This window comes from Streptococcus minor DSM 17118, from assembly GCF_000377005.1.
Taxonomy (GTDB): domain Bacteria; phylum Bacillota; class Bacilli; order Lactobacillales; family Streptococcaceae; genus Streptococcus; species Streptococcus minor.
In genome coordinates this window covers 37012-60545 of sequence record NZ_AQYB01000028.1, presented here as the reverse complement: position 1 = coordinate 60545, position 23534 = coordinate 37012, and the positions used below count along the sequence as shown (strand labels likewise).

The window sequence follows — 23534 nt, the reverse complement described above, 5'->3', positions numbered from 1 at the left end:
GATATTATGTTTTTATAAATTAGGTTACATTTGTTTTTCTACATAATTGACTAGGGCAGTCAATTGAGCATCTATTTTTCTTTCTAAGCCTTTCTTAAACAGTAGACCTAGCAGAAAATCATTTGCCTTTTGATAGAAAGAAGTCTGTTCTACCTCTTGGCTATAGTAAATTGTTGTTTCAGCATCTGACAGAGCCTCCAATCGATAAGAAATTCTCTGTTTCCCACGATTGGTCGAAAATACAGCAGTATAGAGATTGGGAGGATTAAAAGATTCCAGAGTTACCTTGGTACTATGTTGGTTTTTAGAACCAAAATACTTAATGTAGGATAGCCCTGACTTCAAATCCTCTTCTCTTAATTCTTCTTTGGTATTTTGGGCATAATCGTCTAGCAAGGACTTGGTAATCGCTTGGAAAATAGCTGTAGCTGGAAGAGAGCAGGATTTACTAGTTGTGATATCCATTTCTTATCCTCCTAATTGCTCCATTCGTTCGTAGACTTCAACCACTTCCTTAGCCAAATCGATAAAAGTCAGAGCAGTCATCAAGTGATCTTGACCATGGACCAGAAGCAAAGATAACTCTACTGAATCTCCTGATGCTTCCTGAGTTAAGAGACTTGTTTGCGAATTATGGGCGACATTCAACGCTTTATTTGCCTTCTCAAGGTATTCCTTGGCCTGGTCGAATTGCCCAAGTTTTGCACAGCGAATAGCTTCCACAGCATTTCCTTTGGCATCTCCACCGTGCATGATCAGCCCCATCACTGCTTCAAGATTGGAAGGTGTTGCCATACTTAGCCTCCAATCAAATCAAGAGCAGTTTTCAAAACATTATCACCATTCATCGTACCATAATCCACCATATTGATGTCGGCTACTTTAATACCTGGCTCATAGTTTTCCTTATACTCTTTTAGCATAAAACGAACTTGTGGGCCAACTAGAATAGCATCAATGTTCTTGTTAGCAACCTCATCTGCAACTTCAGAAACAGGAACAGCCCAAATGGTTGCTTCAACATTTCTAGCTTCTGCTGCTTTTAACATTTTGGTAACCAGCATGCTTGTAGACATACCAGCATTACAAACTAATAAGATATGTTTCATTTTATTTACCTCCTCCCCTCAGCAAGGGAATAAATATATTTTTTAAGGTTTCAAAAGTTGGATTCTCCAGTAGCTTTCTTTGTAGGGATGTATCCTCTACAAAATCAACCAACTTGGGAGAAACTTCTTTTAATACTTGGTTGCGGCTCATGGATGGGGAAATCAGAAAAACAAATTGTACCCGAGATGAGTGCTCATCCCACATCAGGGGTTCTTTAAAAACCGCAACGACAATCTGCTCTTGGATACTGAGTGGCTTGGCAGGATGTGGAAAGGCTAAAATATCTGCAAATACAACAGGACTTAGGCGTTCTCGCAATTGCAATTGTTGCTTAAAGGCCTCGATAAACTCCTCACCATCAGCTTCTTTCAGTTGACCAATCATAGCATCAAGAGCTTTTTGCTTAGAAATCTTCTCCTCAAAGACCAGAAATTGTTCTTTGCGAAAGATCATTTCCAATTGTTGATCTGTTTGTTCTAAAAACTCTGATGGACTACTCGCTGCCAACCGAGGTTTAACAACAATACTCGTCAGCTTTGTTCTTATCTTCTCAATATCTTTTTGGTTTAAAAGTACACCGACCTGAACAACAGGAACCAAAAAGAGGAGACCAGTTAAATCAACTGAAGAAATAATCAAATCAACATTTTGAAGATTATGTTGAGCCAAATCAAAATAACTAACCACATCTTCTATCTCAATTTCTCTTGAGAATTCTCTTTCCAGTCGATTTTTCAACATCCGGGCACTACCAACACCTGTTGCGCAAACAACCAGGACTCTTTTTCTTTGCTGGTGATTGAGTTTTTCAATCGTAGCAAGAATATGAAGAGCAATATAAACCCATTCATCATCTTTAATATCATATGGTTCTAGCTCAGGTAGCTTGAGAAAGTGAGCCTTAATCACGTCTAGAACAGGGCCATATTCTGCTTGAATTTCCTCTGTTAAGGGATTAGAAAATTGGACATGGTTGTGCAAACGAGATAGAAAAGGCGTAAAATGAGCTTTTAGATTATTGATAAGGTGATGGTCCTCCTCAAGTGGCAGACTCAATTCTTTCCCAATACCTACTAAAGCAGACTGGATATGGTCTTCTAAGCTCTCAAGGGCAGCAGATGCTTCATCAGAATCATCTAAAATATTACCCGCAGAACGTAGATGCGTGGTGATATAAACCACTTCCTGCTCGGGGAAAGAAATTGCTAATTTTTCTTCCAGGTCCCCAATGATGGCTTGAGCGACCCGATATTCTTGACTATTGCGTAAATGTGCAAAACCACTCAAGGAATAGACGGGGCTGGAAATTTTTAATCGCTTAACAGCTAAAGCTATGTGAAGAATCAGATTATGAAGGACAAAGTCTGCCAACTTCAAATCTGCATTACGAGTATGGTTGATGACGATATGGATAATTTCAGATAACTGTACTTTTTCTAGTAACTCATCGCCTATCAAAGAGAAAACTGAACCATTAAAGCTATCTAAAAAGAAATAATCTTTAATAAAATGCCGAATATCCTTTTCCTTGCCATAAACTTGGAGGCGATGGTGCTCAGTCTCTAAAGTTAAGTGATAACCTGCTATCATCTCCCGAATGTCTGCTATCAGTTGCGAAACACTGGTTTTGCTAATATACAATTCCTTAGATAGATTAGCTAGGCTACATGGTCCACCTTCAAAAAACAATTTATTGATGATGTATCGTTTGCGGTCATCCCCAACCTCTAATTTTGTCACATCTGATACTGCCTTGTGATGACCTTTTTCCTCAATCCAGAAAGTATCGAAGGCTACAGAATCACTTATCCAAAATTGTGTTCCCTTGCCCTGTTTGGACGAAAGATGGGCTCCGTGTTCTTTTAAAATATTTTCTAAAGACTTTAAATATTTACGAACCGTCCTATCACTATAGCCTACAGCATCTGCTAGCTCTTGACTGCTAATGTAGACTCCCTGGTATTTGAGCAGGACTTCCACAATACTCATTTCTTTTTTTGATAACATGGCCATCCATACTTCCATTCACTCTTATACTATATATTGTATCAAACTTAATGGAATCTGTGGTAAGTATTTTTTCCGTATCATTAATGAAGTTTAGTGTAAGATTTTTTTCGTAAAAAGAAGGATTGCTCAGGCTTCATAAAGTCTAAAATCAAGAGACTCTCCTCAGTTAGCTGCCCTACTGGGTTGGTTTTTTCACTGACGGAAAATGTCTTCAAGGCAATTTGTAATTCTCCCTTATAGCGAGTATAGAGATCATTGTCAATCATAATCGTGCCACGCTGGACATTTTTTTCATGATTTCTTGGTGGAATGGATTCACTAGCATAGTGAACCCGTGGCCAAGTTGAGCGAATCACATATTCTGAAATATCACCTCTGTAGACATGGTGAAAATCCATGATTTGTTGTTCCACATCTGTCAAAGAAAGGCTGGTTTCATATTCCAGAACCAATTCTTCCCGATGAAGAGTCTCAGCCAATATTGCCAATTCTTCTTCGTCAATAAATTGATTAGAAATGATAATGTTGTCAAAGAAGCCTGTCGCTTTTAAGACTTCAGCCTGTACCCAAATCGGAACATGACGCAATTCTTCCAGAGTAGGCAAACCTTCAGTAACTGGCCAGGGGCCTTCTGTTGCGGTATGAGAGCTAACAAAAACGGATGAAACCAAGCGGTGCTCATGATAAAATCGGGACATGTCCATAAAATGTGCTCTAGACAAGCCTGTAAATTCATGAGGATAAAAATTATGACAACAAATCAAGTTTTCAATGTTAGCCCCTGCATCTATCAAGTCTAAAAGAAGCTGTTTATCCGTGCTAGAGTTGAGTTCTATCTTGAGATTGTAGGCATTGTGTGTCAGCGACACTATTTCATCCAAAGGAAGAGCTTCATCCAACCGAACTCCCGCCAATCCAATATCTTTTGCCTTGGATATAATCTGACCAGTCCAGTTGTTATTAGCAATAAAGTCAGGGCTAATATCTGCCACAACCTCGATTCCTTTATCATTTGCACAGGCAATGATTCGACGATACAGGTCTATGATGGATTGACTCTCTTCGCTAAACTGTAACAAACTGATAAACATCCGCTTTGCTCCATATTGGGCAAGTTGTTCGATGTAAGCTAAAGATTTGTCTAAAGAATGTTTTTCAGGATAGATAGAGAAACCAAGTGTGACCATGGGGAATTTCCTACTTTCTAAAACCATTATTCTGGCTTAATTCCTTAAACCAGTAACCTGATTTTTTGATGATTCGTTCTTGGCTTTCCAAGTTGAGTTCTACCAATCCATAGCGGTTTTTATAAGCATTCAACCAAGACCAGCAATCAATGAAAGTCCACAGCATGTAGCCCTTGCAGTTGCTGCCATCCTGTATAGCACGGTGTAGTTCAATTAAGTGATCCTCGATAAATTCAATTCGGTAGTCATCCTCAATGACACCATCTTTTCTAAATTTCTCTTCTCCTTCAACACCCATACCATTTTCTGTCACCAGCCATTCGATATTGCCATAATGTTCTTTCAAATTGATGCCGATGTCGTAAATACCTTTTTCGTAGATTTCCCAACCACGATGTGGATTGATTTTTTTGCCAGGCATATCATATGGTGCAAAGAAAGAGTCCAAGGTAAGTTTTTCTTTTGAATCAGCACTTGGAGCCTGCACGCGCAAGGGTTGATAATAATTGACACCTAGAAAATCAACAGTATTCTCTTTGATGATATCCAATTCCTCTTGAGTCCATTCTGGTAACAGGTCATGTTCTTTTACGATAGAAATCAGTTCTTCTGGATATGTCCCCAAAACAGACGGATCTAGGAAGCTCTTTGTCTGGAAGAGTTCTGCTAAGCGAGCAGCTGTTTTATCTTCTGAACTTTCACTTCTTGGATAAGCAGGTGTTAAATTGAGAACGATACAAATTTTATGGTGAGGATTTATGTCATGGCAAGCTTTCACAGCTAAGGAACTAGCTAGCTGCGTATGATAAGCAACCTGAACGGCTGCCTTCATATCAACCTTACAAGGATAGTGATACTCTCCTAAATAACCACATTCTACGGGGACAATTGGTTCATTAAAAGTAATCCAAGTATCTACGATATCACCAAACAAATCGAAGCAGGTGCGAGCATAGGCTTCAAAGGCGTAGACTATTTCCTTATTTTCCCAGCCACCGATTTCTTGCAGACAATAAGGTAAGTCAAAATGGTACAAATTGACGATTAACTGAATCCCTTGCTTTTTAATCTCTGAAAAGACTTCTCTGTAAAATGCAACGGCTTGCTGGTTTACCTCTCCTGTTCCTTTTGGAATCAAGCGTGACCACTGGATAGAGGTACGAAAAACTGTATGCCCTGTTTCCTTCAACAGGCTGATGTCTTTCCTATAGTTTTTGTAAAAGGTTGAAGTATCCTTAGGACCAATCTGAGCATGAAATTTTTCTGGTGCAATGCTGTACCAGTAATCCCAGTTGCTCATTGATTTACCATCACCCTCAACTGTTCCTTCGGTTTGTGGACCAGAAGTGGAACTACCCCAGAGAAAACCCTCTGGAAACTGATAAAAAGTTTCAGTTGGAACTGCCATAAGATGTCTCCTTTTTTCTTAGTTATCACCATTATAGGCACAATAGAAGAGAAAGTAAACCCTTCCAAACAAAGACTTTTTCCACATTATTAAGGAAAATAGGATAAAAGAAAAACAGTCAATCGACTGTTTTTTCTCTATGGCCTTGATTTATACAGACTAGTCTAATTTTTAAACTTCATAATGATTCTCTTATCTTTATTGTAAAACCAAATTAGCTCACTAGCCAGGATTTATAAAAATAAGGAACTCTAGATTCATCTAAAGAGTTCCTTTTACAAAAGTAATCAAAGATCAGCTTTCTCTTTACAGTAAGTCTCTTAAAGGACTAAAAATAATCTTCTCCAAATCTGCCATATAAATTGACAATTGCTGTTGCTTGGCAAAATAAACTGCCAATAGACTATTTTCTTGCACCTTTTTACTGATTTCTTCCATGCGGTTTTGCACATCTGGACTAGGCATTTGACCTGCCTGCATGAGACCTTGCAGTTCTGTTTGAAAGGCTAGATAATCCTGAAAAATAAGCTTGGCCTCTGCATCACCTTCGATAGCAAGTTTTGCTTCTTCGACTGCTTTGTACTCTGGCAACAATCGGATTGAACGGTCCAATTCATTTGCTAAATCATAGATATTTTGTGTCATCGTCTTTCTCCTCTTAAAATAAAACTTATGTAATGGTTACCTGATACGGTGTATGGTCTCGAATCACTTGGAAAGCTCGGTCCAAGTCTTCTCTTGTTTTGAAAGTAATTTGCAAAATACCAGCAATATCTTCTCTGTTTTCCTCGTTAATGCGAATATTGACTACTGATATTCCTCTCAAAAGTTCTAAAATCTCTAGGATGACATCTTCCTGGTCAGGAACATTGATATAAATATCGTAGAAACTATCTACACCTGCCCGTTTGTGGATTTCCATCTCTTTTCGTGTCTGACGCCCCTTGTCAAAAAAATTCCAGATATGTTCAGAATCCCGTAGACGAATAGCATCTGCTATCTCATTTAGACGACTTTGAAATTCGGAAATCCTTTCTAGAACAGCATCAGGATTGGTCATGAGAATGCTGGTCCACATACCAGGCTCACTTTCTGCAATCCTTGTCATATCTCGAAAACCACCAGCTGCAAAATTATTGGTAAAGGGATGCTCAAAAGCATAATCTCCCGCCTGATTCATCAGACTAGAAGCTAGGACATGTGGAAAATGAGATACCTGACTTGTCACTCGGTCATGCTCCTGAGGATCGATTTCGATAAAACGGGCATGTAGACCAGACAAGAGATCTGTCAAACGCGGCAGAGCATCTTTCTTCGTGGCCGCAGTTTTGGTAAAGATATAGTAGGCATTCTCAAACAGATTAACATCTGCTGCAATCGCTCCTGACTTATGACTCCCAGCCATGGGATGACCACCAATAAAATTGATACCAGCGGGCTTCAAATACGCATCAGCAGCCTGACAGATAGCCAGTTTAGTTGAACCTGCATCTGTCACTAGAACCATACTTTTGAGCGGGATCTGAGCCAATTCTTTGATAAAGTCAATGGTCTGCTCAATCGGGACAGCCAGAATAATGACATCAGCCTGACTAGCAAAAAGAGCAAACCTATCTGTCGCCTCATCAACAAAGCCTTTTTCCAAGGCAATGTCGCGAGATTTTCTACTCCGATTATAACCTAAAATTCGGTAATCGGGATGATCACGTCGAATGCCCAGAGCCAAAGAAGAACCAATTAGTCCTAGGCCAACAATGTACACTGTTTTTTGACTCATGACTTCTCCCATCTTTGTCTGTTACGTTCTGATATTAGAAATATTTGACATAGTCTCGGTGAGCAGCTACTGCTTCTTTCAACTCTTCCAAGTTATCAGATGAGAACTTCTCCAATATTTCTGTTGCGATAACAGTTGCTACAACAGACTCCATGACCACACCTGCTGCCGGAAGTGCTGTTGGATCAGACCGTTCAACGGTAGCCTTATAGGGCTCATGTGTCTCAATGTCAACTGACATCAAAGGCTTGTAAAGCGTCGGGATGGGTTTCATGACGCCACGAATCACCAGTGGCTGTCCATTGGTCATACCACCCTCAAAACCACCTAGATTGTTGGTACGACGTGTGTAGCCTTCGTGCTCATTCCAGAGAATCTCATCCATAATCTCTGAACCGCGACGATAACCTGCTTTGAAACCAGCACCAAATTCAACACCCTTGAAAGCATTGATAGAAACAACAGCTTGAGCCAGCTTACCATCCAACTTTTTATCCCATTGGACAAAAGAACCTAGTCCGACTGGTACTCCTCCAACTACTGTCTCAATAACACCACCGATAGTATCACCCTCACGCTTGATTTGGTCAATATAGGCCTTGATTTCATCTTCACGGTCTTGATTGACTACTGAGATTTCAGATTCTTGGGCCAATTCTTTGATTTGTGAGACAGTCAAGCCATCTGGCACATCTATTTCTTTACCACCAAAGACCACGACATGGTTAGCAATCTCGATGTCCAATTCTGCCAAAATCCGCTTTGCAACCGCACCGATAGCTACTCGCATGGTCGTTTCACGAGCAGAAGAACGCTCTAAAGAATTGCGCAAATCATCGAAGCGATACTTCATACCACCCACCAAATCGGCATGGCCTGGTCGCGGACGAGTGATTCTACGCTTAGATTTCAAACGGTCTTCAATGTCCTCAACAGCCATGATATCCAACCATTTCTGGTGATCCTTGTTGATAACATGAAGGGTTATGGGAGCACCCGTCGTTTTCCCATGGCGTACCCCAGCGGTAATTTCTACCTGATCAGACTCAATTTTCATCCGACCACCACGACCATAACCACCTTGACGACGCTTCAAGTCAACATTGATATCCTCAGCTGTCAAGGGAAGACCCGCGGGTACTCCTTCAATAATGGCGGTCAAACGAGGACCGTGTGACTCTCCTGCAGTTAAATATCTCATTGCCTACTCCAATACTTCTAAAAACTTCTTTAGTGTACCCAAAGGTAGTTGACCTGGCGCACTAGCCTCATCCAGACTGGCAAAAGTCCAGCAGGATCCGGTGATACGACCAGATAGACGGGTCAAAGTGCCCAGCTCCCCCATAGACATTGTAGCGTAGGCTTGCTCAGCATTCAAAGTCTTAAATCCACGTGTATAGTTCATCACATCCAGAACGTCCTGTTCTGTTTTGGGCATCACTGCCATCTTGACCATAGCCGGAGACAAACTGGTTAACTCAGACATAATTTCCAAAAAGTTCTCCGGAGTTTCTTGAAAATTATGGTAGCTGAGAACTAAATTTGGGAAATCTAACATCTCATCAAAGACGTCCTTATGGCTGTAATATTCAAAATCAATAAAATCAGGATGGTAAAGAGCTGCTACTTCCTTGATAAGGGCTACATATTCCTGGTCAGTTAGCTCGATATGACCACCCTCTGCCTTGGTCCGAATGGTGAAAACCAATTCCCGACCCAGAAACTTTTCAAAAACTGCTGGAGCCACTTTCAAAATCTCTTCTTTAGGCAAAAAATCTGCTCGCCATTCGATGATATCTGCATCTGCCAGTCGGTCCAGATCAATTGCTTCCACATCCGCTACATTTCTTGGCATTATTGGAACTACAATTTTCATTTTTGTACCTGTATTGTAAAGACCTTGAGGTAATTACTACTTTCATCATTTTTATTGTAAACAAAATCGCTGGGTAGGCGATAATTGGCTAGATACTGGTGTTTAACACCCACAAAGCCTTTTTCAATTTCTTTTTTAAAGCGCTCAAGGCTCACATTGGAGGCATTCGTTGAGGCAATAATTATTCCTGCTGGCGATAGAATGTCCAAAGACTGAGCGATTAGTTTATGATAATCTTTGGCTACCGAAAAAGTTTGCTTTTTATTACGGGCAAAACTAGGTGGGTCCAGTACAATCACATCAAAATACAGACCATGGCGTTTTGCATACTTAAAATAATCAAAGACATCCATAACCACCAGTTGGTGATGGTCCATCTCTAATCTATTAGCATCAAAATGGGCTTGCGATAGTTCTCTAGAGCGCTTGGCTAAATCCACCGAAGTTGTTTGACGAGCCCCTCCCATGGCTGCTGCCACAGAAAATGCCGCTGTATAGGAGAACATATTGAGCAAGGATTTTCCAGTTGCTAACCCGTCAACCAAACTGGCACGGACTTCATGTTGGTCTAAGAAAATACCAGTCATCAAGCCATCATTTAAAAAAACTTTGTAGGCAACACCATTTTCAAAAATCGTAAAGGTAGATGGCGCTTCCTGCCCATATAAATGAGCCGAGTCATAATCGACTCCCTTGAAGCGAATTTTTTCATAAGCTCCCTGAATCTCCGGGTACACCACTCTAAAAGCATCTACAATCCTTTCCTTGATGGAGTATACAAATGGATTGTACCAGGAAAAGACCGCATAATCATTGTACAGATCAATGCTCAATCCACCAAAACCATCCCCATCTTGGTTAAAGACTCGGTAGGCTGTTGTCCATTCGGAATCATGAAAGGTTTGGCGTTTGAGTTTAGCTTGGTGCAGAACATCTTCAAAGAAAGTCTGATTGAGCTCTATTGCTGCGCGACTCACCAACCAGCCGACTCCCTTATTCTGTTGTGAAAGGTAGGCTGTTCCCAAAAATTTTCCTTGTTCAGAAACTAGTTTTACCACTGTATTGGATAGGTTTTGCTCCTTTAAGTCCACCCCATCCAAAATACAAATTCCCTGCTTGATTTTCTTTTCTGCAATTCGGCTGACCCTGACTGTATTCATAGTTTTTATTATATCAAAAATCAGCCTACTTCTCAAAAAAACATTCCTATTTGAAGGATAATTTAAAAATATGATATAATGGAGTAATCTTTACAAAGGAACATGTACGAGGACTTTTTCGTGAAAAAAACAACATTCAACCTAGTCGAGTTTCTCCAGTCTCGCCTAGGCTTCGTATTAACACTGGTTAGTATTTACTGGTTAAAGACCTTGTGGGCTTATCTGATTGATTTTAACCTAGATACAAAAGGTTTCTATCAAAATTTCATTGCCTTTATCAATCCTGTACCAGTTGCCCTTCTCTTAATAGGGGCCGCCCTCTATATTAAACATACAAAGGCATTTTACATCACTTCTAGCCTGATTTACTTTGTGCTCTTTGTCTGGCTTTTTTCAAATTCGATCTACTATCGGGAATTTACAGATTACATCTCCATCTCCACCATGATGGCCAGCTCAAGTGTGTCAGCTGGTCTGGGGGAAGCTGCTATCAAGCTCTTTCGCTGGACAGATATTATCTATTTCCTTGATTTCTTTATCTTGATTTTCCTAGCGATTCGTAGAAAATTAAAGTTTGATACAAAAGCCTTTAACAAGAGAGCTAGTTTTGCTGTCACAGCTCTATCTGTTATGCTCTTTTCAGCCAACCTCTTTCTAGCAGAAATTGATCGCCCCGAATTATTATCCCGCGGCTTTTCCAATACTTACATTGTCCGCGCCCTTGGTCTTCCAGCTTTTTTAGGCTACAATGCCAATCAGACCTATTCTGCTCACAGGGATCGCTCAGAGGCTACTGCCAAAGATTTGGAGCCTGTCCAGGCTTATATTGACCAACATTATGCTGCTCCAAATCCAGAGTTCTTTGGTTTGGCAAAGGGACGAAATGTTATCTACCTACACTTAGAAAGTTTACAGCAATTTATCATTGACTATAAATTAAAAGTTGGAGACAAGGAGTATGAAGTAACTCCTTTCCTAAACTCTCTCTACCATTCTAAATCTACGTTTTCCTTCCCTAACTTTTTTCATCAGGTTAAGGCAGGAAAAACATCTGATGCAGAAACCCTGTTGGAAACATCCCTATTTGGTCTCAATCAAGGCTCCTTCATGGTACAGTATGGTAGTAGCAACACCCAACAAGCTGCTCCCTACATCCTCTCTCAAAATGGAGGCTACACCTCAGCTGTCTTCCACGGAAATTCGGCTAGCTTTTGGAACCGTAACAATACCTATAAAAGCTGGGGGTATAACTACTTCTTTGACCAATCTTACTTCTCACCAGCTACAGAGGAAAATTCCTTTCAATATGGCTTGAATGATAAGATTATGTTCGCGGATTCTATCCAGTATCTGGAGCGGCTCCAACAACCTTTCTATACCAAGTTCATCACTGTCTCCAATCACTATCCCTATACGACCAGCCTCATTGGTGACGAAATCGGGTTTCCACTAGCTGAAACCAAAGATGAAACCATCAATGGTTACTTTGCTACCGCTAACTATCTAGATGCATCTATCAAGTCATTCTTTGATTATTTGAAAGCAACAGGTATCTACGAAAATTCAATTATTATACTTTATGGAGACCATTACGGTATCTCAAACTCTCGAAACCCTGACCTTGCACCCTTACTGGGCAAAGACTCTGAAACCTGGACGGATTATGACAATGCCATGTTGCAACGTGTTCCTTATATGATTGTTGTTCCTGGTACAGATAAAGGCGGTATCATCGAAACCTACGGTGGTGCAGTTGATGGCCTCCCAACCTTGGAGCACTTACTGGGTGTTGATTCAAAACAATATCTTCAAGTCGGACAGGACCTCCTTTCTCCAGATCATAGTCAAATTGTAGCTACTCGCACTTCAGGCTCTTTCATCACACCGAAATACACTAGCTATGGTGGTAAGTTGTATTATACTGAAAACGGACAGGAAATCACCAACCCGGATGAAACAACCCAAAAAGAAGTCGAAGCTGTAGAAGCAGCTGCAAATGCACAACTTGCTGCTAGTGACGCTATCCAGACAGGAGACCTGATTCGCTTCAAGAAAAATGATTTACCTCCACTTGATATCAGTCAATTCTCCTATATCCAATCTTTAGAAGCAGAAATAGCTATCGAAGAAAAGCTAGGAGAAAAATCCACTAGTATCTATAGTCGTAATGGTAAAAAATCTACTATCGACCTCTTCAACTCACCAAGTTATCAAGCCCTTTATGGAAATAAGCCAGAAAATGATACTACTGGAGGTTCTGTTTCGGACAGCACAACTACGACCACACCAAGCAAAAAAGAATAGGCGAACCTATTCTTTTTTTTGATATGTTTTATAAAAATAAGAGCATCCCAAAAAATCTAACTCTTACAAGATGACAATAGTCGCTCTACTTGTGAAATGATGAGGTGAGTAGTTCTAAACTGAAATGCTTATTCTATAAGACTAAAAGAAAAACTTGGAACACGTCCAAGTTTTCTAATATCCTTGCTCTTTTAGTTCTAAGCTCAGACTCATGTAAGAAAATCGTTTAAATTACTTACCCAATTTTGCTTTTGCTGCATCAGCCAATGCTGCAAATGCTGCTGCATCATTTACTGCCAAGTCAGCAAGCATTTTGCGGTTCACTTCGATCTCAGCCAATTTCAAACCGTGCATCAATTGTGAATAAGACAATCCATTGATACGAGCAGCTGCATTGATACGCGTAATCCACAATTTACGGAAGTCGCGTTTTTTCTGACGACGATCGCGGTATGCGTAGTAGTAAGAGTTCATTACTTGCTCTTTAGCAGTACGGAACAAGAGATGTTTTGCTCCATAGTAACCTTTAGCTAATTTTAAAATACGTTTACGGCGTTTGCGTGAAACAACGCCACCTTTAACACGTGCCATTTCTATTTCCTCCGAATGTGTCTAATTAAATCTAGTTAAAATGCTGCTGAATATTAGCGCATTTGAGTTAGCATAGCTTTGATGCGTTTGAAGTCACCAGCATGTACCATAGTTGCTTTACGAAGGTGACGACGTTGTTTCTTAGTTTTACCATGGAAACGGTGTGAAGTAAAGGCGCGGAAGCGTTTCAAGCCACCAGAACCTGTACGTTTGAAACGTTTAGCTGATGCGCGGTGTGTTTTTTGTTTTGGCATGTTTATTCTCCTTTTAGCTTAGCTTTCAAAGCTTATTTTTTATCTGAATTTGGGGCTAGTTGCATGAACATTTGGCGTCCATCCATCTTCGCACGTTGTTCGATAATAGCAATATCTTGTGTTGCTTCAGCGAACTCGGCTAAGACCTTAGCTCCAACTTCCTTGTGCGTAATCATCCGACCCTTAAATCGGATAGATACTTTGACCTTGTTTCCTTTTTCAAGGAATTTACGGGCATTGCGAAGTTTTGTCTCAAAATCTCCCTTATCAATAACAGGACTCAGACGAACTTCTTTTACAGTCACAACACTTTGTTTTTTGCGCTGTTCCTTTTGTTTTTTCTGGTACTCAAATTTGAACTTACCGTAGTCCATAATTTTCGCAACCGGTGGCTTAGCTTGTGGCTGAATCAATACCAAATCAACATTGGCACTGTCAGCTAATGCTTGTGCTTCATTGAGCGGTTTGATTCCTAACTGTTCACCATCGAGACCGATTAGACGAACTTCCCGCACACGAATTTCATCATTGATGAACAAATCTTGCTTTGCTATGGCTTTCACCTCATTTTTTTATTTTTGAGAAAAACAAAGGCGGACCTGATAAATCAAGCCCGCACACATAATCTTCCCTAAAGGAAATTTGACATGTAGGGCCAGACAACCGAAGTCGCAAGGCGAGAAGCTCTCACTTCTGCTTTTCTCAGTGTTACTAGTATAGCAAGACTTTTCCTACTTGTCAAGAATTTCATTCGCTTTTTCTGAAATAAAAGCTACTACTCCATCGATGGATACTCCAGTCGTATCAAAGGTGATTGCATCATCAGCAGCCCTGAGGGGAGAAACCTTGCGGTTACTATCCTTAAAGTCACGGGCTGCAATTTCTTCCTTGAGGGTTTCTAAATCGGATGGAATTCCCTTTTCTTGGTTTTCTTTGAAGCGTCGTAAAGCTCGTTCTTCCACTGAAGCAATCAGGAAAATTTTCAAATCCGCATCCGGTAAAACAACTGTTCCAATATCGCGGCCATCCATGACAATGCCACCTGTCGCAGCAATTCTTTGCTGCTGCGCCACCAATTCTTCACGAACCTCTGGCAGAGCAGATACCCAAGAAACATTATTGGTTACGTCATTCTGACGAATCGCCAAGGTCACATCATCACCTCCAAGAAATACCCTTTGACTACCGTCATCTCCCTTACTAAAGGAAATCGGATGGGTTTCTAGTTCTTTTAGGAGAGTAGGAACTTGATCCTTCGTTAACTTATTTTTTAGGGCTAGATAAGTCGCACAACGATACATAGCTCCTGTATCAAGGTAAGTATAGCCTAAGTTTTTGGCAATGATTTTTGCAACTGTGGATTTCCCACTCGAGGCAGGCCCATCAATAGCGATTTGAATAGATCTCATATATTCCTCTCTTACTTAATTCGAACGACATCTCCTGGGTGTGCCAACCAAGAACCTGTTGTCATTTTTTCAGGATTCAGACGTTCCAATTCTGCAATAGAAATCCCTGCTCGAGCTGCAATCGCTGCGACACCCTCTCCAGGTTGGACCGTTATGGTTTCACCCTCTTGCGCTTGGTCAGTGCTTGCTTCAGTGCTCTCACTCTGTTCAGGCGTGCTAGCAACTGTAGTTTGTTCCGACACAGCCACCGAACTCTGCTCTACAGTGCTTGAATTGCTTGTATTATAAAATTCCTCGGTAGAATTGGTATTGCTTCCACCACCTGATAAATAAATGGCAACTCCGATTATCGTCGCAACAATAATCAGAAAAAGAACTGCTAACACTGTAAAAATCTTACTTGCAATAGGACTATTTCCTGTTTTGTTTCTTCTACTTTTCTCTTCAGAAGTATAAATTTCATCATTCCACGGTTCTTGTGACATTTAATCTATTTCTCCTTGTATTTTTTATAATTCTTGTTTAAAATGGCAATATGAAGATTCAATTAATTCCTGAAAAATGTATTGCCTGTGGACTTTGCCAGACCTACTCTGAGGTTTTTGACTATGATGATGACGGCATCGTCATATTTGCTGATCAAGCCGAGCTAGAAGCCCAGTTTCCAGATGATCCTGCTATCCTGCTAGCTGCCAAATCATGTCCTACTAAAGCTATTCTAGCGGACTGATTTCGCCTCATCTGAATAGTATTCCTCAAAATAATCTTGAGCAATCATATGGTCAGTTAGTTCAATTTCTCCCTGAAAATGAGGATTTCTGACCAAGTCGTTGATAAAAAACTTTTTAGGCCACTTGCGCATATAAAAAATCTTACCTTCAGGAAAAGCTGTTGAGAAGATTTTGATAAACAAAATAGTAACTTCAATTTTAGAAATACTTTTTATCTGGATTTTACGGCTAGCAAATGGATTAGCAGAGGCGATATAAAGTTGATTTTCCTCAATCCGAAAATATCGATGAAATCCTATCCCCATCAACAGAATGAAAAGAATGAACATCACAAAAATAGCCAGCGAAATCTGAGAACGCTCATACAAAAGAGCCAATCCAATAAACATCGGTGTCAGTGATAAGGACCAGTATATGATGGCCCAAGATAACTCTGGCTGCCAATGATAACTGATCTTTCCAAAAATTTTAATCATGAGTGCCTCCTTCTCTATTCTATCACAAAAATGTTCAAATGGATATGGCAAAATCAATACTACAGTTAATTTTCAGAGCCATCTGACATCTATCATCCGATTTCCTATCTCAAGGATCTGCACTCCCAATTTCAATCGTGTAAGAAATCAGACATTGGTTTAATTTTTGTAGGTCAAGTGATATAAAACTTGCTGATGACATCAAAAAGAAGCAGAATGGATTTCATGTCTCTGAAATAAATATTCTGCTTCTTTTTTGGTTATCTTGTCATCACTCAGTCCCAGATCCATTTGAAACAAATAGCCCTATCAAATAGATCCTGAATTAGATACAGTTACCTATGGTTTTTGAGGTACCTGAGTCTTGGCAGCAAAGTATCGTTGCAGTAGTTCTTCTATTGTCTGTTGGTTGGTTTCCGATAAGGGCGCAATCTCTCCATAATCCGTACTAAGAACATAGGCATTATCATGAAAAACTGTGTCAAAGGAATTATTATTTTCCTTGTAGTAAAACAGTGACTGGCCTAAGAAATAGTTTGGCTGATCAATATCTATATAGTCTAAAAGAGTCGGTGCCATACTGAGAGAATTCCGTCCTTCTGCGTTGATAGTTTCTGCCTGAACCCCTTTATAGTAGAAAAACAACGGCATCTTATCTACATCAGCATTTGCACGTGGGTAATCTGGATAGGCTGCCTTAAAATCACTATCTTCAAAAGTAGCATGATCTGCTGTAAATACTAAAATAGTATTGTCTGCAAGTGAGCTCTTCTCAAACTTTTCTAAGAATTCATTAAAATAATAGTCAAAATTATAGAAACGGTTCAATAAAGTTTGTTTTCCATCGCCGAATTTTTTATCTGGCGAATCAAAACTCATATGTGTTCCATATGTATAGATGCTTGTAAAGAATGGCTGTTCTGACTTCCCTTGTTTTTCAATAGTTTCGAAGAGTAACTTAAAGGCAGTCTTATCAGTTAAACTACCATTGATACCATCTGCCATCTTGGCATCTGTTACCACGTTTTGGAAATTCAAACTCTCTAGGTAACTAGTAAACTGAGTATTCGTCGGCTCAGTATTGATGAAATTAGTAGCGTAACCCTGACCCGCTAAAATATCCTGAATAGAGATCAAGCTGTTGGTGTCATAGTTGTTTAACTGGTAGCCCGAATAGAGTTGCCCAATTAAGCCTCTGTAGGTTGCAAAAGTATGATTGTAGTAATTTTCAAAATTCAAAGATTTTTGTTGCAAAGCCTGAACAGTTGGCATCACTTGGCGATTATCATCGATAATGTTTTGAGATAATCCCTCAGTGAAAATCAAGACAATATTTGGTTTCTCAGGCAAATTTTCTGGCTTATCACGGCTCGGCTTATTATCATCTTTATAGAAAAAAGCTGTTGTATTGGGCTGTTCTGCAATAGCGGCCATCTGAGCTCGATACTCTTTTGCGCTCAGACCCAATCGATAAACTGCAAAAAGAGGAGAATAAGCATTCCCATAAAGGAAAGTCAAGGCTAATTCCGCCATCAAAAAAAGTGAGAGTAATGAAGTTGTCCGAAATTTAGGGATAGAAAACTTTTGGACTGGTAAGAATGTAAAGAATATGAGGCAGACAACTCCAATGGAAATAGGAACAATCCGTCCACTCAAAGATTCCAAAGATTCTAGATTGGTTACCATAACCAGGGTTGTATAGGAACCTCCAAAATACATCACCATTTGTTGGATATTAAATAAAAAAATGAACAGGATATTGAAAACGTAGGATAACACCCTATTGGTCTTCAAGAGCCAGTTGGTCGTCAGCAGGATGATGCCCAACTCCAGCAAAGAGATTAGCAGATAAAAGGGATTTTTAATCGTCTGATAAGCCAATATCGTCAATAAAATTGAAAAAAGATATTTGCCAGCCAAAAATAGGCGGCCTTTCTTTCCTTCAAAAAAGGTTTTCATGTCAGTCGTCTCCTAAGAAGAGGATAATTTTTTTAGAAATAAAAGATGTGATTAAAGTTTCCTTTATTCACTCTTTTCTTTTATGATATACACTGGTCTTTTCTTGGTTTCCAAAAAAATTTTGGCCAAATATTTACCGATAATACCTAGTGCCAATAACTGTACCCCACCTATAAATAGGATAATCGTTACAAGACTAGCCCATCCAGCGATACTTCCACCGATAGTTAATTTTCGAATCACTACAAAAGCAATACCTAAAATAGATAGAAAGAAGGACAATATTCCTGCCCAAATGGCTAGATTAAGAGGGGCTTCCGAAAAGTTGATAAAGCCATCGATGGAATAACGTAATAAGCTCAAAAAATTCCAAGAAGTTTCTCCGGCTACACGCTCCCTATTTTCATAAGGTAAGTAGGTCACATTGAAGCCAACCCAGGAAAAAATTCCTTTAGAAAAGCGATTGACTTCATTAAGCTGGAGGATGCTATCCACCACTTGTCGAGTCATCAAACGGAAGTCACGAGCCCCATCCACCATCTCAGTATCTGAAACAGAGCTCATAATCTTATAAAACATTTTGGCAAAAAATGAACGAATAGCTGGTTCCCCTTTGCGGTCAGCTCGTCTCGTGCCAACAACATCATATCCTTCTTGGATTTTCTGATACATATCTATCAACATTTCCGGAGGATCTTGTAAATCGGCATCCATCACAGTTATCAAGTCACCATCTGCTTCTTCTAACCCAGCTAAAAGTCCAGCTTCCTTCCCAAAATTTCTTGAAAAAGAAAGGTAATGAACATTGTCATATTCTTTGGAAACCTGTCTCAGCACCTTTAAGGTCGCATCTTTTGAGCCATCATTGACAAAGATATAGTCAAATACTAGTTTGTCTGCCATCGCAGCCTCTATATCTTGAGTGGCTGCTAAAAATGGTCGAATGGTCTCTTCTTCATTGTAACAGGGAATGATGATTGATAATGTTTTCATAGGCTTTTCTTTTTCTCCTTTACATACATAATAATCGAAAAACTCAGCAGGCTAATCCAGAAGAAACATTCTAACATAAGACCAATCCACTGAATGTTTGTCTTTTTGTATCGAATGCTGATATGACCACTTTTAGTAACATTTATAGTTGCGCGACCATCGTATAAAGCTTTAGTCTTCACCGCAGGTTTATGAGCTTCTTTATACTGCTTGAGTTCTTCCTCTGTTAATGAAACATAAGAAATCTCAGGCTGGGTTCCATCAGCACCATTTGAGTATTCGGCTACATACCCCTTGTACCAAATACGTGGGAGAACTACTAATGCTTCTGTTCCCTCATTTGATAAGCTAATATCAAATTCAAGATGATTATAACCCTGCTGGACATTTGTAATCTCTACCAGGCTTTGATCATATATAAATTGATTGATTGTGCCGTCTTCTACATGTTTATGATCAATAGTCAAATTGAAATATTCGCTTCCTGATGACCAGTAAGTTGTTATTGTCGGATGAGTATAAGCAGTGGTGGCTTGTGCGTTTTGCGCCCGCATCACTTCAATATTGGTTGCTAATAGGCCATATCGCTCCTTGTAATTGGTTGCATTTGGTAAAAAGCTGAGTGGTCCAGTAAGGATATAAAAGCCAATTTGGACAACTGCCAGTACCTTGTCCAAATATTTGATATCCGCAAGAAAGAGTGCCATCAAAATAAAAGCTGGCAAAAAGTAAATCAAACGCGTCGTATATTGGAAGACCGTTAAAAAGGTAAAACGGAGAATAGACTGCCATGGTAAAATATCTGACGCAGCAATAAGTAAGACCAGACTTGTAAAAAGTAGCGTTCGCGATAGGGGTTTTACATACTTGATTAGTATAAAACCAAGTACCAAAAATACTAACGCGAGTGGGAAAAAGTAGTTCTTCAAAAGTTGGAAAAGATTACCTGCCGCTAAAATAGTTGGACTTGGGAATGGATAGTCCCGTAACCCCCAAGATACAAAGAAAGTCTGTGAACGATTCTGTTCTAAATATTGTAGAATATATCCAATGGATAAAGATAAAGCTATGGCAACTGAAATTAGAAAAGAAAAGAGTTTTCTCCAAGTAAACCGATGGATGTTAAATAAAACAATAATAGCTGATGAAATAGCCAAGACAAGAGTAGAAATCACATGCGTTTGCACTAGAAGACCAACTGTTACACCCAGTAAAATCGGATTCAAACGCTCCATAAAGAGTACTTTATAGATGCAGTAAATTAAAATTGGAATAAATGGGACGGCGGCAGTCATCCCAAAACCGAAGTAAGGAAATACAGTCGCCATAGTCATTCCAAAAAGAATAGCTTTAGCCTTATCTCCTGTCATCTGGAACAGACTATAATAGGATGTGCAGGTTGTCGCAAGAATGATAATAAAAGCGTAAGTTGTATAAGCAAGGGTTCCCACCTTTGTAACGAGGTAGACTAATGCCGGGAGATAGAGAATACCATTGCCATAAAACATAGGTACTGCATAACCAGAACCATGAGTAAAGAGGTAATTCAAATTAGGAAGCCAATCTCCATTAGCTATTGATTGGGCAAGTCCCACAATTCTAGCCATGTGAAATGGGTAATCATAAATCTGGCTATTGGTATTGATGGGAACATAGGAGATTGCTGTTAAAACGATAGCAAAAATAGCTAATATAATGTACGGATACCGGCTCCAAAATTGCTTTTCGTTTTCTTTTCTATTTCGTCTCTGCAATGTTTCCATAAATATTCTCCCTTTATTATTTGTTTATTTCAAAAAAATGACTGTCTTGGCTTAGATAGCCCTCACCTTCAATCAAATCATATTCTACAAGCATCAAATCCTCAGCAACTTCCTGTTGTTCAGGTGAATAATCAGTTTCTCTGATATTAGCCTTTTCTAATACTTTTGTCAACAGGGCATAGTAAGGTGATACTTTAGAGTTTGTATGTGCCAGTACAGCCGCAGGAAAATCATTGGAAGTAATGTAAGGATAGTCTAACTTTTCCTCCTGATAGTTGCTCCAAATAAAGTAGTCCGTCTCGTATTGAGAATTTGGCATATTTTTAAATTGACTCTTAGGATAAAAGCCTGGTAGATGGTCTCCATAAAAAACAACTGTCACCTTTTGTTTTAAATGTGATAATTGTTCCAAAAAACTCTGTGTTTCTAAATCTGTATGGTACATTAAGCGTGAAAAACTAGTTAGACTGATATTTTCATCCTCAGTAAAGGATTTCCCAGTTGCCACTAATTCGGATGGTTCCCCGTGGTTATAAGGAATATGATTTTGGTAGGTAATGACAGAAAAAAATTGATGCTTTTCATTTTCGATAGCTTTTAGAACAGATTCATAGGTAGAATGATCACTTGGAAAAAAACCTAAACGATAAAAATCTTTCGCCTTACTGGTTCCATTTTTTTCAGCTACGAAAGTCGAAAAGTCTAATTTATCTATATATAATCTATTTCGCAAATAAGTTGTTGCATCTCCTAGGTGGATAACCACGCGATTTTCAGGTTCAAACAAATTACTGATTGAAGGGATATAGGACATTTTAGGAACCACTTCTGTATTGATTGTCGAAATACTCTCTGACATGTTATACATCGGTAAGCCAACTAAACTTTGCCATTCCATATTGGCGGTTCCGCCACCATATCCATCTGATTTCATAGTTCCACTGGTATTTTTTTCCATAATTTTCTCAATATTCGGTATAATATCTTGTGAAATAGAAATTCCATCTAAACGATTTGGATCGGCAAAACTTTCACTCAGTATAAAAATGACAGTTTGCTCATTCAATTCCTCAGAACGGCTCTTATTTATTTCTTCAGCCAATCCCTTGTATTTTTCTGCGACTTCTTCCATTCGTTTTTGGCTATAATCGGAAGGTCTTTCAATAGCATTGGCTGTCAGTTGCTTGGTCCAGACAAATAAAAGAGAACGGTAGCGAGCGTGATAAGACAAGTCTAACCAAAAAGCATTATAATTGTTATTGAGTTGTGAAAGAACGGGTACTCCATCTTGGATCAGTCGATTTTTTTCATTTTGAAAAACTATAAAACCACTTGTTAAAAGGATATAGAGAGCAAAAAGACCCGACAGACGTAAGCGTATATCAGGAAAAATTTTTCCAGGTAATAGACGCTTATGCAAGGCTAAATAGGCAGTAAAAATCACACTCAATCCGAGTACAATATTGATAACCCACGTTGTTTCTACAAAGTCTATCACCAAACCAATTTGCTTGACCCAGTTAAAATCGGTTAAAAGGAGGGGCTCATTGCGCATAGCCATCTTAATAATATTGATAATAGAGATGATGGTCCAAAATCCAATAATCAGAAAAGTGGAGAATAAATAACGATTGACGACAAAATATAGCACTAAAGAAAGGATGAAAATCAACCCTATCTGATAAGTCGTAGCTGCTGGAAAAATATACATTTCCATGAGGCTCTCATCTTTTTGCAAACCATATTGAAGGAAGTAATTGAAGATGAGACCAAATAGAAAACTTGAACTAACAACCAACCCTAGATTAGGCTTATTATTCCAAATAGCATGAACACTACTCACAAAAAAATATGAAAGCATGCCATAAAGAAACAATAAAGCAGCAATATAAATGACTAGATGGACACATAATGCAAACAGGTTTGAGGGCACATACTCTCCATATAGGCGATTGATAACCTGAAAAGTCAAATCATCCGTTAACAGTATAGCTGCCATTAAACCATGAAGGGTTAGTTCAGACTTACTGGTAGTTTGTATTATGGGTTTGTTAAATCTTTGCCTCAGCCATTGGGTATAATACTGTAGACTGATTCCTAGACCCAATATCATTATAAGGGGTAATAGAAAATTGAATTGAAAGAAACCGTTCTTGGAGAAATTAGAAAAACGAAAAGAGCCGTTATTCAGGTTAAGTGTTGTTGTCAGAAAATAAGAGCCAATGAGATAGGTCAAGTATAGTCCAGCCAATTTATAAAGGTAACTTACCTTTATTTCCTTACTGACGAACCAAGCACACATCACAACAGATAGGGTAGAGGCCATATAGAAGCCCGCCTGAACTGGTTCGAAATATTCAGCAGCCTTTTCTGAACCTGTCATAAAGTGTATTAAAAATAAGTGGAGGACTATTGTGATGAGAGATAGTGCAACTAGGAGAACAGAGAGTGCTCCCCAAAAATACTTTTTAAATTCTTGATTTTCAAATATTTTTATATATAACATTTTTATAATATATGATTCAG

Annotated in this window: 23 protein-coding genes and 1 other annotated feature; of the genes, 2 read left to right on the top strand and 21 right to left on the bottom strand. The window is 39.2% G+C overall.

Annotated elements, in window-relative coordinates; genetic code table 11:
- Positions 1 to 24: 24 nt before the first annotated feature.
- From F602_RS0103175 to F602_RS0103125, 11 genes are all read right to left on the bottom strand, one after another.
- On the bottom strand, positions 25 to 465 hold the full coding sequence (locus F602_RS0103175; RefSeq protein ID WP_018166514.1) for a DUF3284 domain-containing protein: 441 nt from the start codon (positions 463 to 465) through the stop codon (positions 25 to 27).
- Between the two features lie 3 nt (positions 466 to 468).
- Positions 469 to 795, bottom strand: a complete 327-nt coding sequence (locus F602_RS0103170) for a PTS lactose/cellobiose transporter subunit IIA (RefSeq protein ID WP_018166513.1) — start codon at positions 793 to 795, stop codon at positions 469 to 471.
- A 2-nt stretch (positions 796 to 797) separates the two neighbouring features.
- On the bottom strand, positions 798 to 1109 hold the full coding sequence (locus tag F602_RS0103165) for a PTS sugar transporter subunit IIB (protein WP_018166512.1): 312 nt from the start codon (positions 1107 to 1109) through the stop codon (positions 798 to 800).
- Between the two features lies 1 nt (position 1110).
- Positions 1111 to 3123, bottom strand: a complete 2013-nt coding sequence (locus F602_RS0103160; RefSeq protein ID WP_018166511.1) for a BglG family transcription antiterminator — start codon at positions 3121 to 3123, stop codon at positions 1111 to 1113.
- 77 nt (positions 3124 to 3200) lie between these two features.
- On the bottom strand, positions 3201 to 4307 hold the full coding sequence (locus tag F602_RS0103155; protein WP_018166510.1) for a DUF871 domain-containing protein: 1107 nt from the start codon (positions 4305 to 4307) through the stop codon (positions 3201 to 3203).
- A gap of 10 nt (positions 4308 to 4317) precedes the next feature.
- The gene (locus F602_RS0103150; protein WP_018166509.1) at positions 4318 to 5715 is read right to left on the bottom strand and encodes a glycoside hydrolase family 1 protein; all 1398 of its coding nucleotides are present in this window, start codon (positions 5713 to 5715) and stop codon (positions 4318 to 4320) included.
- Between the two features lie 306 nt (positions 5716 to 6021).
- Positions 6022 to 6360 (bottom strand): YlbF/YmcA family competence regulator, encoded by a 339-nt coding sequence (locus F602_RS0103145; RefSeq protein ID WP_018166508.1) that lies wholly within the window; start codon positions 6358 to 6360, stop codon positions 6022 to 6024.
- A gap of 25 nt (positions 6361 to 6385) precedes the next feature.
- On the bottom strand, positions 6386 to 7492 hold the full coding sequence (locus tag F602_RS0103140) for a prephenate dehydrogenase (RefSeq protein ID WP_018166507.1): 1107 nt from the start codon (positions 7490 to 7492) through the stop codon (positions 6386 to 6388).
- Between the two features lie 34 nt (positions 7493 to 7526).
- Positions 7527 to 8693, bottom strand: a complete 1167-nt coding sequence (aroC, locus tag F602_RS0103135) for a chorismate synthase (RefSeq protein ID WP_018166506.1) — start codon at positions 8691 to 8693, stop codon at positions 7527 to 7529.
- Positions 8694 to 8696: 3 nt separating this feature from the next.
- Entirely contained in the window at positions 8697 to 9368 is a 672-nt protein-coding gene (gene aroD / locus F602_RS0103130; protein ID WP_018166505.1) for a type I 3-dehydroquinate dehydratase, read from the bottom strand.
- Complete coding sequence (locus F602_RS0103125; protein ID WP_018166504.1) at positions 9365 to 10528, bottom strand: class I SAM-dependent rRNA methyltransferase; 1164 nt, start codon at positions 10526 to 10528, stop codon at positions 9365 to 9367. The genes aroD and F602_RS0103125 overlap by 4 nt, the downstream gene beginning before the upstream one ends.
- Before the next feature lie 120 nt (positions 10529 to 10648).
- Between F602_RS0103125 and F602_RS0103120 the strand changes: the two genes are divergently transcribed.
- The gene (locus tag F602_RS0103120; RefSeq protein WP_018166503.1) at positions 10649 to 12832 is read left to right on the top strand and encodes an LTA synthase family protein; all 2184 of its coding nucleotides are present in this window, start codon (positions 10649 to 10651) and stop codon (positions 12830 to 12832) included.
- Between the two features lie 231 nt (positions 12833 to 13063).
- Here F602_RS0103120 and rplT read toward each other — a convergent pair whose 3' ends face one another.
- From rplT to F602_RS0103095, 5 genes are all read right to left on the bottom strand, one after another.
- Complete coding sequence (rplT, locus tag F602_RS0103115) at positions 13064 to 13423, bottom strand: 50S ribosomal protein L20 (RefSeq protein WP_018166502.1); 360 nt, start codon at positions 13421 to 13423, stop codon at positions 13064 to 13066.
- 53 nt (positions 13424 to 13476) lie between these two features.
- Positions 13477 to 13677 carry a 50S ribosomal protein L35 gene (gene rpmI, locus F602_RS0103110; protein ID WP_018166501.1) on the bottom strand — a complete coding sequence of 67 codons (201 nt, stop codon included), beginning with the start codon at positions 13675 to 13677 and terminating at the stop codon, positions 13477 to 13479.
- 32 nt (positions 13678 to 13709) lie between these two features.
- Positions 13710 to 14240 (bottom strand): translation initiation factor IF-3, encoded by a 531-nt coding sequence (infC, locus tag F602_RS0103105; RefSeq protein ID WP_018166500.1) that lies wholly within the window; start codon positions 14238 to 14240, stop codon positions 13710 to 13712.
- A 16-nt stretch (positions 14241 to 14256) separates the two neighbouring features.
- Positions 14257 to 14382, bottom strand: a sequence feature (ribosomal protein L20 leader region).
- Between the two features lie 26 nt (positions 14383 to 14408).
- Positions 14409 to 15086 (bottom strand): (d)CMP kinase, encoded by a 678-nt coding sequence (gene cmk, locus F602_RS0103100; RefSeq protein ID WP_018166499.1) that lies wholly within the window; start codon positions 15084 to 15086, stop codon positions 14409 to 14411.
- An 11-nt stretch (positions 15087 to 15097) separates the two neighbouring features.
- A complete protein-coding gene (locus F602_RS0103095; protein WP_018166498.1) occupies positions 15098 to 15571 on the bottom strand; it encodes an SAG1386/EF1546 family surface-associated protein in 474 nt (157 codons plus the stop codon).
- Positions 15572 to 15621: 50 nt separating this feature from the next.
- On the opposite strand from F602_RS0103095, the gene F602_RS0103090 reads away from it, so the two are divergent.
- Positions 15622 to 15816 carry a ferredoxin gene (locus F602_RS0103090; RefSeq protein ID WP_018166497.1) on the top strand — a complete coding sequence of 65 codons (195 nt, stop codon included), beginning with the start codon at positions 15622 to 15624 and terminating at the stop codon, positions 15814 to 15816.
- Here the strand turns inward: F602_RS0103090 and F602_RS0103085 are convergent.
- The 5 genes from F602_RS0103085 to F602_RS0103065 form a co-directional block, all read right to left on the bottom strand.
- Complete coding sequence (locus F602_RS0103085) at positions 15805 to 16293, bottom strand: EbsA family protein (RefSeq protein WP_018166496.1); 489 nt, start codon at positions 16291 to 16293, stop codon at positions 15805 to 15807. The genes F602_RS0103090 and F602_RS0103085 overlap by 12 nt on opposite strands.
- Positions 16294 to 16632: 339 nt before the next feature.
- Positions 16633 to 18252, bottom strand: a complete 1620-nt coding sequence (locus F602_RS0103080; protein ID WP_018166495.1) for an LTA synthase family protein — start codon at positions 18250 to 18252, stop codon at positions 16633 to 16635.
- A 63-nt stretch (positions 18253 to 18315) separates the two neighbouring features.
- The gene (locus tag F602_RS0103075) at positions 18316 to 19245 is read right to left on the bottom strand and encodes a glycosyltransferase family 2 protein (RefSeq protein WP_018166494.1); all 930 of its coding nucleotides are present in this window, start codon (positions 19243 to 19245) and stop codon (positions 18316 to 18318) included.
- A complete protein-coding gene (locus F602_RS0103070; protein WP_018166493.1) occupies positions 19242 to 21008 on the bottom strand; it encodes a hypothetical protein in 1767 nt (588 codons plus the stop codon). Before F602_RS0103070 ends, F602_RS0103075 begins: the two co-directional genes overlap by 4 nt.
- Positions 21009 to 21024: 16 nt before the next feature.
- Positions 21025 to 23391 (bottom strand): LTA synthase family protein, encoded by a 2367-nt coding sequence (locus F602_RS0103065; protein WP_018166492.1) that lies wholly within the window; start codon positions 23389 to 23391, stop codon positions 21025 to 21027.
- Positions 23392 to 23534 lie beyond the last annotated feature (143 nt).